Source organism: Psychrobacter sp. CR212, from assembly GCF_059693765.1.
Genome location: NZ_JCATIF010000001.1, coordinates 836,958 through 850,225, shown reverse-complemented (window position 1 = coordinate 850,225; position 13,268 = coordinate 836,958). Strand labels below are relative to the sequence as shown.

15 protein-coding genes, 1 tRNA gene and 1 pseudogene are annotated in these 13,268 nt (G+C 44.1%); 9 read left to right on the top strand and 8 right to left on the bottom strand.

Annotation, left to right across the window (positions count from 1 at the left end; all coding sequences use genetic code 11):
- Both AC58CZ_RS03665 and AC58CZ_RS03660 read right to left on the bottom strand, forming a co-directional pair.
- Positions 1-288, bottom strand: a complete 288-nt coding sequence (locus AC58CZ_RS03665) for a TetR/AcrR family transcriptional regulator (RefSeq protein WP_071001797.1) — start codon at positions 286-288, stop codon at positions 1-3.
- A gap of 256 nt (positions 289-544) precedes the next feature.
- On the bottom strand, positions 545-784 hold the full coding sequence (locus tag AC58CZ_RS03660) for a glutathione binding-like protein (protein ID WP_228724572.1): 240 nt from the start codon (positions 782-784) through the stop codon (positions 545-547).
- Between the two features lie 16 nt (positions 785-800).
- On the opposite strand from AC58CZ_RS03660, the pseudogene AC58CZ_RS03655 reads away from it, so the two are divergent.
- Both AC58CZ_RS03655 and yihG read left to right on the top strand, forming a co-directional pair.
- Positions 801-995 (top strand): annotated as a pseudogene (locus AC58CZ_RS03655) (integrase core domain-containing protein); the annotation flags it as partial.
- Between the two features lie 204 nt (positions 996-1,199).
- Positions 1,200-2,162 carry a 1-acylglycerol-3-phosphate O-acyltransferase, YihG family gene (yihG, locus tag AC58CZ_RS03650; RefSeq protein WP_071001798.1) on the top strand — a complete coding sequence of 321 codons (963 nt, stop codon included), beginning with the start codon at positions 1,200-1,202 and terminating at the stop codon, positions 2,160-2,162.
- Positions 2,163-2,686: 524 nt separating this feature from the next.
- Here yihG and AC58CZ_RS03645 read toward each other — a convergent pair.
- Positions 2,687-3,370, bottom strand: a complete 684-nt coding sequence (locus AC58CZ_RS03645) for a cupin domain-containing protein (RefSeq protein ID WP_071001799.1) — start codon at positions 3,368-3,370, stop codon at positions 2,687-2,689.
- A 214-nt stretch (positions 3,371-3,584) separates the two neighbouring features.
- Positions 3,585-4,448, bottom strand: coding sequence for a universal stress protein (locus AC58CZ_RS03640; RefSeq protein WP_071001800.1), 864 nt, complete (start codon positions 4,446-4,448; stop codon positions 3,585-3,587).
- A gap of 332 nt (positions 4,449-4,780) precedes the next feature.
- Between AC58CZ_RS03640 and AC58CZ_RS03635 the strand changes: the two genes are divergently transcribed.
- From AC58CZ_RS03635 to AC58CZ_RS03615, 5 genes are all read left to right on the top strand, one after another.
- Positions 4,781-5,314: a DUF2058 domain-containing protein gene (locus AC58CZ_RS03635; protein ID WP_058025874.1), complete on the top strand. Its 534-nt coding sequence runs from the start codon at positions 4,781-4,783 to the stop codon at positions 5,312-5,314.
- Positions 5,315-5,751: 437 nt separating this feature from the next.
- The gene (locus AC58CZ_RS03630; RefSeq protein WP_228724571.1) at positions 5,752-6,075 is read left to right on the top strand and encodes a TVP38/TMEM64 family protein; all 324 of its coding nucleotides are present in this window, start codon (positions 5,752-5,754) and stop codon (positions 6,073-6,075) included.
- 26 nt (positions 6,076-6,101) lie between these two features.
- Positions 6,102-6,422, top strand: a complete 321-nt coding sequence (locus tag AC58CZ_RS03625; RefSeq protein WP_071001803.1) for an oxidoreductase dimerization domain-containing protein — start codon at positions 6,102-6,104, stop codon at positions 6,420-6,422.
- Positions 6,423-6,610: 188 nt separating this feature from the next.
- Positions 6,611-7,042 carry a type 2 periplasmic-binding domain-containing protein gene (locus tag AC58CZ_RS03620; RefSeq protein ID WP_284719446.1) on the top strand — a complete coding sequence of 144 codons (432 nt, stop codon included), beginning with the start codon at positions 6,611-6,613 and terminating at the stop codon, positions 7,040-7,042.
- A complete protein-coding gene (locus AC58CZ_RS03615; protein WP_284719447.1) occupies positions 6,991-7,356 on the top strand; it encodes a LysR substrate-binding domain-containing protein in 366 nt (121 codons plus the stop codon). The genes AC58CZ_RS03620 and AC58CZ_RS03615 overlap by 52 nt, the downstream gene beginning before the upstream one ends.
- A gap of 14 nt (positions 7,357-7,370) precedes the next feature.
- Here the strand turns inward: AC58CZ_RS03615 and AC58CZ_RS03610 are convergent, their stop codons facing one another.
- The 3 genes from AC58CZ_RS03610 to AC58CZ_RS03600 form a co-directional block, all read right to left on the bottom strand.
- Positions 7,371-9,164 carry a potassium/proton antiporter gene (locus tag AC58CZ_RS03610; RefSeq protein ID WP_284719448.1) on the bottom strand — a complete coding sequence of 598 codons (1,794 nt, stop codon included), beginning with the start codon at positions 9,162-9,164 and terminating at the stop codon, positions 7,371-7,373.
- A 337-nt stretch (positions 9,165-9,501) separates the two neighbouring features.
- Positions 9,502-9,837, bottom strand: coding sequence for a GlpM family protein (locus AC58CZ_RS03605; RefSeq protein ID WP_058023655.1), 336 nt, complete (start codon positions 9,835-9,837; stop codon positions 9,502-9,504).
- A 191-nt stretch (positions 9,838-10,028) separates the two neighbouring features.
- Positions 10,029-11,699: an alpha-keto acid decarboxylase family protein gene (locus tag AC58CZ_RS03600; protein ID WP_186474299.1), complete on the bottom strand. Its 1,671-nt coding sequence runs from the start codon at positions 11,697-11,699 to the stop codon at positions 10,029-10,031.
- Between the two features lie 258 nt (positions 11,700-11,957).
- Here AC58CZ_RS03600 and AC58CZ_RS03595 point away from each other — a divergent pair.
- Together AC58CZ_RS03595 and AC58CZ_RS03590 are read left to right on the top strand one after the other, a co-directional pair.
- Positions 11,958-12,032: transfer RNA gene (locus tag AC58CZ_RS03595), tRNA-Gly, on the top strand.
- Between the two features lie 354 nt (positions 12,033-12,386).
- On the top strand, positions 12,387-12,698 hold the full coding sequence (locus AC58CZ_RS03590) for a DUF1244 domain-containing protein (protein ID WP_058025732.1): 312 nt from the start codon (positions 12,387-12,389) through the stop codon (positions 12,696-12,698).
- A gap of 75 nt (positions 12,699-12,773) precedes the next feature.
- Here the strand turns inward: AC58CZ_RS03590 and AC58CZ_RS03585 are convergent, their stop codons facing one another.
- On the bottom strand, positions 12,774-13,217 hold the full coding sequence (locus AC58CZ_RS03585; RefSeq protein ID WP_284719496.1) for an SRPBCC family protein: 444 nt from the start codon (positions 13,215-13,217) through the stop codon (positions 12,774-12,776).
- Positions 13,218-13,268 lie beyond the last annotated feature (51 nt).

Genomic DNA, 13,268 nt, shown 5'->3' with positions numbered 1-13,268 from the left:
CTAGCATTCACCACTGACCTGTTCATGACTAAGGTTTGTAGCAGCAAAGCATTGTACGCTATAGTCTTTATTCAAGACCTTATTATGGCAGTAGTTCTCGCAAGAGACACCGCAGTTCAATATAAAGAGCTTATCTTTACTACCAAAAGCGGCATAAATACTACCAGGATGCATATTGATGACGTCTTGCAGATTGCGCATCGAGGTTGCGTGATAGCCTTTTTCCCAATAGAGATTTTTTGCTTTTTCGCTCACATCCTCGCGATTGAACTTTATCGCAGCACTCATAGTGTTTACCTTAATCACTTTGCCTCAAAATCTATTTTAAGACAAAGTTTGTAGAACCAATATTAGCTGCTGTTTTTAATCACTTTTTTATTATAAAGCTTTTTACGTCTCTTTGCTGTTATTAGGGCGTGCTGAACATTCAACCATGGCACTGACAGAGGCTATTTTTTAGGCGATTCGCAGGTAAAAATAGTGAGTATAGTCATTCTATACGTGTATTTTTAGCAATGAAGCGGCAAAAAAGAGCCCTGTCATTTCAGGCTGATGCTTTATCGATCCAGCCCCATGCGGAGATATCAGCGATTGAATACTCGTCTCTAACCAAATACTCACAGCCTTCCAGATGGGTGTCGAGCACTTCGTAATGACGCTCAGCCTCACGAAGATAGCGGTTCATCGCATAGGGGATTTTTTCTGGCGCCTTGTGTCTAAAATGCACAGACTGACCATAATAAGGGCCCAGACCAGTTGCTAAAAACATCAACCATGAGAGCATCTCGCTACGATCTTCTGGCTGTCCTTATCAGAATGCTTATATTGAACGGTTTAATCGCAGTTACCGCAATGAGGTTTTAGACTGTTATTTTTTTAATAATTTAAACGAGGTTAGTAAGCTGACTGAAGACTGGATCAAGGTTTATAACACTGAAAGATCCCATGATTCACTTAATGATATGACACCTGCCGAGTACAGGCAGGTGGCTTAATTATTCTACAATGATGTTGTGTTAAGAATGGGGTATTTACAAGGTCATGCCTTGGTACGCTTTTTTATGGCAAAAATAATACTTTTCACTAAAGGTGCTGTGTATTATTTGTTGTTAACACTCGTACACTAAGATTTATTTCTGCTAAAATCATGCAGTAATATTATCAATACCTCATCACTGGTCTAAGAAAAAGGACTTACTATGCGATTGAAATCAGTCGTTCAAAAACTACATGAACGCGCCCCAAAATTGGGTAAAGCCGCATCACTCACCACAGCCACGGGTGTGATTACCTTTAATAGCATCTTGGCAGGACCTCCTGTATGGATAATGGGCGCCGCCAAAGCCTTCACGGGTGCTGCTATCGCTGACAAAGCCGTTATCGATGTCACCAATTACTGGATCAATAGCAATAATGCAGTCATCGACAATATCCTACCACGTAAAGACTGGCGTATCAGCTTGCCTGATGATGTACACACAGATGGTCAATACCTACTGATCAGCAACCACCAATCGTGGGTCGATACCAGCATCATGCAATATATCAGTGAAAAGCGCCTACCATTGACGCGCTTTTTTACCAAGTTTGAGCTCATCTATATTCCAGTGATTGGGCAGGCTTTCTACTTTCTCGACTTCCCTATGATGCGTCGACATTCTAAAGAAGCCATTGCCAAAAACCCTGCTTTAAAGGGTAAAGACATCGAAGAGGCCAAACGAGCCTGTGCGCTATTAAAGGACAAGCCTTTTACTTTGCTAAATTATTTGGAAGGAACGCGCTTCACCCCTAGCAAACGTGACAAACAAAACTCACCATATAAGCACTTGCTCAAGCCCCGTGCTGGCGGATTATCACTTGCTTTGAGTGCCCTAGGCTCAGAGATCGACGGTATCTTGGACATGACGATTGTCTACCCTGATGGCATACCCACTTATAGTGACTTATGGAAAGGCAACATCAAACGGTTAGGCGTCGATGTGCGTCATATCGAGATACCTGAAGACTTATTTACGGCAATTAAAAATGGTGGTTATGAAACAGATGACACGGTAAAAGCGCAGATGTTTGACTGGGTTGAGCAGGTATGGCACAAAAAAGACCAGCTGATCACAGAGATGCTGGCTGACTTTGAGCATGAAGCTCCGATGAAAGAGGCTTAGTCTACAAACAGATAGTTCAACAGACTGAGTAAATTCTTTATACCAATAATGCTTAGTATTTGATAACCTCGAGGTGTTCTGCGCGTGTACTAATATATAGTAGAGCCTTTTCTGCCAATGGTGTAAAAACACGCTAATACCATGCCTCAAAACGAAATGCGTAATCGTCACCCTATTGAAAAAAAGTGGGCACAGGCTAAGTTTCTACGACAAGGGTGAATAAAGAATAAACTACCTAAACTGTTCAATGATATGAGCTGTGCTAATTTTATTATGGATTGACTATAAGACATGGATAGAAGAAATCGACTATTTTTAGAAGCGGACTTGTGATGTTGTATAAGAAAGGGCTGTATTGATATAGAGCCGTTTATCTGGCTTGAGACGAGGTGATACGTTATATAAATCAGCTAAATAGGTCACTTCATGCTGGCGCTAACCATTCAAATTGATGAGTCAAATTAATAAGCAATCAGGCTCAATCCGTGATTAGCAATCAGCGCAGTGTTATTGATCATAGGTCTTTAGGCATCGTCTGGCTTGTCTCCGATGACTTGGCTGAGATGCCCTGTTTTTAGATATATCGTCGCGCCCTCTCGTCCTGCTGTGATTTGCGCGTACTCACCTGCAGGCAGACGTAACCACCCCCAACGCTGATAGACTCGGTCATCATCTACCAGCTCGCCTGCAATGACTAACAGCTCTGCGCCATTAAGGATTGGCTCATTGAATAACAACTCTCCTGCCTCTATACGTTGCAAGCTCACCTGCTCGACATCATCTGAGAAAAGAGGACAAACGTCACGGTCACCTTGTCGCTGCCAATTGGCGCTATCGTGAGTGTCGATGGCCACATGATGCGCTTCATCAGGTGACATCTGCCGTAGTTTAACGAAAATCACTGCGCCTTCATCACTATAAGGCCTATGACCGGATGCTGGTGGATTGCGCACGTACCAACCTGCCGGATAATGGGTATCGTCTGCAGAAAAAGTCCCTGACAGTACGAGTATCTCCTCGCCGCCGGGATGCAAGTGGTGCGGAAAATAAGAGTTCGGTGCATAACGTACTAGGCTCGTCGCACGAGCCTTCTCTTCACCGATGCGGTCAAGCATCACTCGCTCCACGCCATTCTGTGGTGATTTGACCCACCCGTGGTCTTCAGGTGCTAGCGAAGCACGACGTGAAAAATCTGCATTGATACGCATAAGGGGTTCCAAAGATAGAATGAGTGGCGTCAGCAAGTGAGCCGTTATGAGATATAGATTGGTTATCTAAAATATCGATAACCAACCCTCTTTATGAATATTGCGCTGCTGAGAGCGATACACTGATCGCTCGTGTCTCGAACAAGGCACGGCCTTAATTTAGTGTCGCTTTATCGAAAAACAAGCGACTCATGACAATTTATTAATGCATCCATTAGCGTACCAAAATTACAGGGGATAAGGTACTTGCAATGATCTCTGTCGTTGTACTACCAAGAAACAACTGCTGCCATTTAGAGTGTCCATAAGCACCGACCACCATGATGTCAATATCGTTGTCGACTTGAAACGTTAATAACCCATCGACCGCATCAGAAGCAGACAGATGATGCGCCTCAACGATATAACCTGCATCTTCCAATTTTGCAGCAGCCGCGCTCATGCTTTGCTTGGCGGCTTCATTATAATTGCCGACCATCACGATGTGGCCTTTCAAACCTTTTAACAAAGGGCTTTTTGCGACCATCCATGCCGCTTTTATAGAGGTCTTGCTACCATCAAAAGCAATCATATATGAGCTAGGCTCTTTAAAGGTTTCTGAGCAAATCAGGATAGGGATATCCGATGCGCGAGCTACCGTTTCGATTTGGCTGCCGATATTGATGCGGCTATTTTTGTGGTCTTCGCCGCGGCGTCCCATGACGATCGCGCGATTTTCTTCTTTGAAATACTCGATGCTAGGAAGCAATTTACCATGACGTTGATAAATGCGCACATTGACATCCGCAAAGCTGTCTTTGATATGGCTTTTTGCATCTTGTACTAAGGCGTTGCTATAGCTATTGACGACTTTTGCCCTTTGCTCATCTAGCTGGGACAACTCATCTAATAAGAACTGGCGACTGTTGATCCCTATCGCTCCTGACAGATCTCGTCTCACTGAGGCAGGAATATCACTGACATGCAGCAATCCAACGGGCAAATTCAGTCTGCTGGCATACCATGCGGCATAGTCACAAACCGATTCAGTCACTGCTGAGCCGTCAATACAGGCTAGAATGTGCTGTGATGTTGTCATAATCTGTCCTTAGATATGTTATTTAATCCCATACAGCTTGTTATATATGACCAAGCTATGCCCATTGTTTGAGAGATGTTTATAAAAACTGCTCTCTTAATTTGATGATACCCAATTTGGTCGGTTTCATCCAGCGATGTACACGCTTTTGTAAAATCACAAACGTGCTAGCACTATTATTTTATATAGTTTACAAGAGTATTGTTTTAACACCCCGATGAACTCTGGTCATTGTCTAACCACAAGCGTTAGTAAAGTTTGCTACAATACCTCTTTTAGTATTTATGATGCAGTATTTAAGACTTACGTATCGTTATTTAGGTGATTGAATTATGGCAAAGAACGCCCTACAGGCTCAACTATTAAAGGCTGGATTGGTCGATAGTAAAAAAGCCAAAAAAATCAGCAAGCAAACGCAGCATGCTAAGCGTATTGGCGACTCAGAGAGTTTAGAGACCAAAAAAGCATTGGCAGAGGCTCAAGCGCAAAAGCTTGAGAAAGACCAAAAGCTCAATCAGCAAAAACAGCAAGCTTTAGAAGAAAAGGCGCTGAGGGCTAACATCATTCAAATGATTAAGCAGCATCAGATAGCCGATACGGATGGTGACGTTAGCTATCAATTCGTCGATGCGTCTAAAGTGAAAAAAATATCCATCACGCAAAAGCTATACGATCAAATCGTCGCCGGTCACGTGGTGATTGCACGCTTAGAGGATAGCTACGCGCTCCTGCCGCGCCCACTCGCCGATCGTATCGATACAAAAATGGAAGGGTTTATGGTCGTGTCCAACGATACCGCTGAAGACACGCCAGAAGAAGATGATCCTTACGCCGCTTATGTGATCCCAGACGATTTGATGTGGTAATCTCTCGCCTTTTCATGCAGCGATTAGATAAGCATTCAAACAGCAGCCCTTCATGGAGCATCCGTTCTATGAAGGGCTGCTTTTATTTGTGAGATGCTGATATAAATACCAGACAACGCAGCCCAAGCCCTATACTATAAAGGCAAGCGCTCTGACTGTTATCACAGTCGCGTCATCCATATTCGTATTGCTATGTTAGCGCATACCGCCGTTAGCGCACACCGTCAGCATTTGGATCATAAAGCGATAACGGTCGCCTTCACCAGACTATGAGGCCAGACCAATCATGATGAAAAGAATATTTTTAATACTATTTCTACTGATCGTAGTGGCCAGTTTTTTTTATTTTGATCTCAATCAATTATTGACGCTTGAGGGCTTAAAAGGATTGATGGCGCAGTTTGATGCGTATAAAACGCAGTCGCCATTATTGATTATTGATTATTGGTGGATTATTTTTACTTTATGTGGTCGTCACTGCTCTTTCCTTACCTAGCGCCACTATTTTGACGCTGGCCGCAGGCACGCTGTTTGGCTTAGCTCAAGGCTTACTCATTGCCTCTTTTGCTTCCAGTATCGGGGCAACGCTGGCTTTTTTGACCTCACGTTACCTGCTGCGCGACACTATCAAATCGTTGGGCCCTATCAATTCACTCATGTGGCGTCGCATCAAGGCTGGTACGCAGCGGTTAACGGCTTATTTGGAAATTTTAAAAATTCAAGGTCGATTACCGCGTGATTTCATGGACGATTTTCATTGATCCAGAAGTCGCTCGCGTGGGTTTGAATGAGCAAGAAGCAATCGGCAAAGGGCATTGATTTTGAAGTGACACGTTATGACTTTAAAGAGTTAGATCGCGCCATTACAGACAGCGTAGCTAAGGATTTTATTAAAGTCATCACCGCGAAAGGCAAAGATAAAACCCTAGGGGTGACGATAGTGGCTGAGCATGCTGGCGATTTAATGAGCGATTTTGTACTGGCGATGAAACATGGTTTGGGGCTCAATAAAATATTGGGTACAATTCATACCTACCCGACATGGGCGGAGGGCAACAAATACGTCGCTGGTGAATGGAAACGCAATCACGCCCCGACACGGTACTGAACTGGTTAGAAAAATACCACACATGGCGGCGCGGTTAGTTAGGCATTTACCGATAAGCAACCTGACTTGCAGAACAGGTTTGGACGCTAGCTATCAATAACGATATTAACAGCTAGGTACGAAGTTCTAAAACAGCCAATAAAACTAAGAGCGACTCAATCAGTCAGCAATTAGAAGACCGCTTGGGCATGACACTTTGCCATCGCGGTCGAGCAGGATTTAAGCTGACAGAGGATGGTGCGGCTGTCTATGAGGCATGTTTGGGCTTTACCGAATCGGTCGCAAGCTTTCAGCACCAGCTGCACTATATTAAGCAACTAGACTCAGTACACGGTGGACATATTAGGCTTTGCTTAATTGATCAGATGCCCAAGTTTTTTTATGACGCGCTTAGACAGCGCCTCGCCAGTAGCTACCGAGAAAACCCACTGATACACTTTTCTATCGATGTGCAAAGCCCTGAGAGCATGCTAGAAAAGCTCGTAAGTAACGAGAGTGACATTGGTGTGGGTTATTTTGGTAGCTTTCCGCCGTTACTGACGTTTCAGCCAGCATTTGTCGAAAAAAAGTGGTCTGCTGCGGACGCGAGCACAGGCTTTTTTATAACTCAGAAGGATTGACTTTTGAGGATTTGGAGCAAAATTATCCGTGGATAAAAAGGGGCTACGTGGTCGAGCATCATATCAATCATATCCGCCCCAAAACCTTGAGCGCCACCACTTATCACATGGAGGCAACTGCGCAGCTGATCCTTGCAGGCTATCATGTTGGCTACTTACCGCGTGATTTGGCGAGACGTTATGAGGGCATGGGACTGATGAAAATACTCCTGCCCAATGAAGCAAGCTACGACGTCGAGCACCACTGGGCGTATCGCGAGAATCAGCACAAGCAAGCCGCTGACTTTCTACATAAAATGATGAACTTACTATAAAAAGAATACGAATATCACTGCACTGCTACGGACGGTCGTTGATGCTTGAGACCAATGCTTCTAAGCTTACCTTTTTCGCCTACTTCTTTGATGACCAGTGACCACTCATCGTTCACCACAACTGTATCGCCTGAAACGGGTGCGGTACCTAAATGTGAGGTCACATACTCAGCGACTGTCTGCTCCCACATATCTTTGGTACTGTCTGCTTCGGTCGTTTTCAGCGTTTTTATCAAAGGTTTGGCGACCATGGCTTCTGAAAAAAATGGCAAATCTCCGAGTTTTACACTGGGTGATAGCAACCAATCACCATAAAAGTCATCAATAGCCTTACGATCTAACGTTGTGTCATTAAAAATCTTGGCAATTTTGCTCGCATGATTGCCGCGCATGGCGTACCAAACACTATCACCAAATTTTATTTTGGTCTGTTCATCGACGACGACGATTTGTTGACCGCGCACCAGCGCAAATACGCTGATTTCATCAGGGCTAATGCCTTTAGAGATACCCATAGGATGGCGGCCAATAGCAAATGCGCCTGATTGCGCCTCAAACTCGTATAAGGTAATACTCGCCTTATCCGATACCCAAACCTCGTGCTCTTCTTTGGGATCTTTATTGGTTGGAATACGTACCTTAAATAGATTCGCCATAGTAGGAATGGTCGTACCTTGCAGTATCAACGACAACACCACGACCCCAAACGCAATATCAAAGAGCATAAAGGCGTTATCTATCCCTGCCATGACGGGCAAAATCGCAAGGGTAATGGGCACCGCACCGCGCAACCCAACCCAAGAGATAAATCCAATCTCTCGATCTTTAAACTTAAATGGTTTCACGCTAGTATAGACCGCGATAGGACGGGCAATGAAGATCATGAACGCCGCTATCGCCACCGAATAATGCCAGACATTAAGAACGTTTGATGGCGTGACCAATAGCCCCAATACCACAAACAGTACCGCTTGCGACAGCCACGCAAAGCTGTCCATCACGCGCATAACATGCTCGGTTGAACGTACCTTGTGGTTGCCTATCAGCACCCCTGTCAGATACACCGCCAAAAACCCACTACCGCCAATCAAGTTGGTCGCAGCAAATACCGCCAAGCCCGCTGAGAGTATCAAAATGGCATACATGCCCTCTGCCAGATGTATCTTGGGTAATAACCGAGAGAGCAAATAACCAAAGAGCAAGCCCATGCCCAACCCAAAGCTCAGCTGTTGAAACAGTAAGACCAAAAAGCCAAATGCTGTCTGACCAGCAGGGTCGACGTTTAGAGCAATTAACCCCGTCACCAATAAAATGGCCAAGGGATCGTTGGCACCAGATTCTAACTCGAGCGTAGCTTGAACGCGGTCATTGAGCTTGACCCCGCCATTACGTAGTAGAGAGAATACAGCGGCCGCATCGGTTGAGCCAACAATCGCTGCCATCAATAGACCAAAACGCCAGTCGACATCGAGCAACCAAGTAACAAATACCCCGAGCACCAAAACCGTGACCAGTACGCCCCAAGTAGCCAAGGTGATCGCAGGTTTTAGACCGACCCGAAACGACTTAAAAGACGTACGTAGACCACCATCTAACAGGATACAAGCAAGCGCCGCTTGTCCCACAAAATTGGCCAGCCCATATTGAGAAAACTCAATACCTAAGATACCCTGCTCGCCTGCCAACATACCGACGATCAAAAACAGCAATAGCAAGGGCACACCCAAACGCGCCGATAACGTGCTCGCCATGATACTGGCGAAAATAAGTACTGCCCCTACGAGGTATAGGATATTCAAGGTATCCATTTTTTAAAACCCTGTTTTTTATCGTTATTGCATCAATATTGAATGAAGCATAATAGTACTTGATTGCGCAAATATTTCCGTTATCGCACTGTTATTAGATATCACGCCAGAGAGTTTCTCATCAGCAACGATTGTCAGAGCTATTAACACAAGAAATTTACACTGATTCTATATCGACATTAAGAGTAACATCTGCGACTAAATTTATAGACAGTATTTCGAGAAAAGTTATCGAATATACCAGCGCGTACCTATGAACTTATGACCATTGTTTTATGCTGCCTTTTGACAGTATTTAGGTCCACACGATTAGATTTAAATAGTTACGCTTGACTATTTAGCCCTGAATGTACTGCCATGTCAGTACCAAAATGGCGGCGGCTACTGTCCAAGCGACAACGCCTAACAATAATGCCTTATATAAGCTCATATAACTGATGCTAAAAAATACCACCAAGGTATAAATCAGATGCGGTATCACACCCAGCATACTAAATATCAGGGCAACCCTTAAATCAGTAGGACTGCGCTCAGTGCCAACAATGAAGTGACTGATGAGCGTAAACGTGGGGAAAAGAGGTGCAAGCGCCGCCAGATAAAAAAATCGCGTTTGTGCAAATAATTGAATTGCCAATACCATCAAAGCGCCAATGAGCATTTTTAGCCAGATCATGATGGATCACTCTCCTATTGAGTATGACGGGCTGAACATAGCCCAATCAGCCATCATACTAGAGTCTACAAATTGACATAAGAGGCATCGCTGATTAATTGACCCTTATGATAAAAAAACGCAAAAAACCCCATTTAGCTACGCTGCTAAATGGGGCTAGTACTTTTATTAAGAAAGCTTTTACGAATTATTTAATCCTTTTTTGGCTTTAGTGCCGCGCTGATATCTGCTAGCAACGGGGGTATATCATGCTTATCTGCGATGACCTCAATCATTACTAGCTTATCGGTAGTCTCGGCAGCTTTGTTTAAAGCCGCTTTTAGCTCACCTGCTGTTTCTGCTTTGAGTAGTAAGCTATTCGCTTCGGTTGCGCCAAACGCTTTTGGCATGATCTGCCAATCGCATTTTGGGATATCGTTGTAGTATTGGTTTTCACCATGAATCGCACGCTCTACGGTATAGCCGTCGTTATTGATTAGGACGATGACTGGATTGATACGCTCTTGAATCATGACCGCCATTTCTTGAACCGTCAAGAGCGCCGAGCCATCACCAATCAATAAAACACTGCGTTTATTCGGTGACGCGATAGCAGCACCTAAGCTGGCTGGTAATGTGTAGCCAATCGAGCCCCACATTGGCTGCCCATAGGAGGTCACCCCTTCTGGCAAGCGCACATCACTGATGCCAAAATAGGCCGTTCCTTGCTCAGAGAACACCAAATTATTATGGTCTAGGCGATCAGCGATAATATGCCATAGGTCATCTTGGAGAATTGCCTCATCATCCCTACCCTTCTGCTCATGCGGCTTGACGGGCTCACAAAAAGGCTTTGGTACGATGTTGATACCAGAGGTTATGACTTCGTGCAGGGCCTGTAATGCATCTTGCAAGGCAATCGGTGCAAAGTTCTTACCACTAATAGAAGCACGCTCATAATGCAAGTCTACTACTATACTCTCGTCAATATCTTGGCTAAATCCCGCGGTGGTCGTGTCGGTATATTGCACCCCTACTTTGATCAGACATTCGCAGTTTTCTACCGCGTCTTTGACAATGGGACGCGAGGCAACGCCTGCATAAGTCCCGGCCCAGCGCTCGCTGTTTTCATCAAGCAGTGTCTTGCCCCACGATAGCGTGGTATAAGGAATGTCTGTATCAGCAATCAGTGCTTTGAGCTGTGACTGCAACCCCAAACGATGCACCATCAAATCTGCCATGAGCGTCGTGGTTTTGTTTGGCAAGAACTCTGTTAGCGCTTGCTTGAAATCTGCCAATGCCGCTTGACTGGTGATGTCTTCTTGGCTATCAATCAGCTTGGTTGTTGGCGGATAAATAGGCTGACGCGCAACATCAGGTGATAGCAGCAGATAACCTGGGCGATGCTTTTTGAGAATCAATCGAATCACTCGATCAATTTCTGAGGCGGCATTTTCAGGAGTAAGCTGCGCTCGTGCTACGGTCACGGGCTCAACCATCTTAATAAAATGATTAAATACGCCATCGCCAAGCGAATGATGAATACGGCGTTTTGCGTCTTGCAAAGCTGTGCTTGGTGCACCTACGATGTGCAATACTGGCGCGTACTCAGCAAAAGAGCCTGCGGTCGCGTTAATCGCTGATAGCTCGCCTACGCCAAAAGTCGTCACCATGGCGGCAAACCCACGCTCGCGTGCATAGCCGTCGGCCGCATAGCCAGCATTTAGCTCATTGGTGTTACCCACCCAGCGCAGCTTATCAGAAGCAAGGACATTGTCCAAAAAGGTTAAGTTAAAATCGCCTGGTACGCCGAATATCTCAGAGGCACCTGCTTCTGCGACACGATCAAACAAATAATCAGCGATAGTATACTGTTGACTCATTTTTTATCCTTATAACTTATCTTCGTAAGTATTGATAATTGTGAATGTAATTAAATCATAATATGTATACCAGCTTATTTATGTATGCAAAGCTTTTGGAATACATATTATAATGAACCGTTATAACACACATTTGTAGATAGAATATATGCCTATTTTAATAACTTTAACTTTTTTCGTCATAGGTGTTGACACATAAAAAAAACTGCGTATAATACGCCTTCATCATCTGATGATAGTTAATCAAACGATGAATCAGCGGGATTAGCTCAGTGGTAGAGCATAACCTTGCCAAGGTTGGGGTCGAGAGTTCGAATCTCTTATCCCGCTCCAAATACTTAAAAAGCCTCACTACTCTTTATATGAGCAGTGAGGCTTTTTTTTGTCCAATTTTCGGGGCTTGTAGAGAGATTCTCGAAATATATTTTTTAATATGGTTAAGTTTATCTACTCAATTAAAAAGCTCATTTTTGGTGCGGTGCCCATTTGGTGCCCAAACCGTGCCCTGCCCTAAAACTGCGAATACTGAATTGCCCCCAACCTAGCTATTTTTAGAGCAGATAGAAATGAAGCGTGGTTTAATATTATGATTAAAAGCTTTTAAATTAGCGAACCTCTACTATAATAAGTTTACTGGTTAGTATTAACTAAGTTTTAGATGGCTCAATGACAATTAGGAAAAATATTATGGCAAAATTAGAATCAAACATCGAATTAGAAGCGGCGGCATTTCGTCGCTTATTGGCTCATTTAGACGAGCGTAAAGATGTACAGAATATTGAGCTGATGAACCTTGCCGATTTTTGTCGTAACTGTTTATCCAAATGGTACAAAGCTGCTGGTGAAGAGCGTGGTATTGAAATCGACTACGAGGATGCGCGCGAGCTTGTTTATGGCATGCCTTACGCTGAGTGGAAAGCGAAGTACCAGCAAAAAGCAACACCAGAACAGTTAGCACGTTTTAACGAAATTGAAGCTACCAAGAACAAAACGAATTAAAACCAACTAGTAGTGGCTCAAATAAAAGAGCCACCATGATATAATTATATCGAAGAAGACAATATTGCCGCTAGATTAGCGGCTTTCTATAGATTTGAGTATACTACTAAATCCTATGGTTCCTTGTTTCTGCATTTGACGATCAAGTAGGCGACCGATTAATGGCAACGGTACAATCAATCGACCCTCGGATATCCAAGTCACGTGTGTGGTGCCATCGCCCAAGTCTTTTAAATCAATGACGCCTTTATCATGTCGCATTTTGACGGGTTTAGCTTTTTCGATTTGGTATTGCATATGAGTAGGACGCTCAAACGCTGTAATCCGCTCCCAAAACTTAATAGGTCCCGCTTGAATGCTACGTAAAGCGCCAACACCATTGCGCTCCTCATTACCTTCAGCGACTAACTTAGCAACTCCCACCGCTTTAAATGAGCCATAACTGGCATGGTCGCTCAGTGCTTCAAATACCTCATCAATCGGTTTTTTGACAATGCGTTCTACTTTTATTTTGAACATAATATGATCTCGTTAGGATTAAAGTTATTTCGCTTAGTGCCATTTTAGAAA

Excerpts from the sequence above, each read along its gene's own strand:
- AC58CZ_RS03665 (WP_071001797.1), bottom strand. The coding sequence starts at position 288 with ATGAGTGCTGCGATAAAGTTCAATCGCGAGGATGTGAGCGAAAAAGCA.
- AC58CZ_RS03660 (WP_228724572.1), bottom strand. The coding sequence starts at position 784 with ATGCTCTCATGGTTGATGTTTTTAGCAACTGGTCTGGGCCCTTATTAT.
- yihG (WP_071001798.1), top strand. The coding sequence starts at position 1,200 with ATGCGATTGAAATCAGTCGTTCAAAAACTACATGAACGCGCCCCAAAA.
- AC58CZ_RS03645 (WP_071001799.1), bottom strand. The coding sequence starts at position 3,370 with ATGCGTATCAATGCAGATTTTTCACGTCGTGCTTCGCTAGCACCTGAA.
- AC58CZ_RS03640 (WP_071001800.1), bottom strand. The coding sequence starts at position 4,448 with ATGACAACATCACAGCACATTCTAGCCTGTATTGACGGCTCAGCAGTG.
- AC58CZ_RS03635 (WP_058025874.1), top strand. The coding sequence starts at position 4,781 with ATGGCAAAGAACGCCCTACAGGCTCAACTATTAAAGGCTGGATTGGTC.
- AC58CZ_RS03625 (WP_071001803.1), top strand. The coding sequence starts at position 6,102 with ATGAGCAAGAAGCAATCGGCAAAGGGCATTGATTTTGAAGTGACACGT.
- AC58CZ_RS03620 (WP_284719446.1), top strand. The coding sequence starts at position 6,611 with ATGACACTTTGCCATCGCGGTCGAGCAGGATTTAAGCTGACAGAGGAT.
- AC58CZ_RS03610 (WP_284719448.1), bottom strand. The coding sequence starts at position 9,164 with ATGGATACCTTGAATATCCTATACCTCGTAGGGGCAGTACTTATTTTC.
- AC58CZ_RS03605 (WP_058023655.1), bottom strand. The coding sequence starts at position 9,837 with ATGATCTGGCTAAAAATGCTCATTGGCGCTTTGATGGTATTGGCAATT.
- AC58CZ_RS03600 (WP_186474299.1), bottom strand. The coding sequence starts at position 11,699 with ATGAGTCAACAGTATACTATCGCTGATTATTTGTTTGATCGTGTCGCA.
- AC58CZ_RS03590 (WP_058025732.1), top strand. The coding sequence starts at position 12,387 with ATGGCAAAATTAGAATCAAACATCGAATTAGAAGCGGCGGCATTTCGT.
- AC58CZ_RS03585 (WP_284719496.1), bottom strand. The coding sequence starts at position 13,217 with ATGTTCAAAATAAAAGTAGAACGCATTGTCAAAAAACCGATTGATGAG.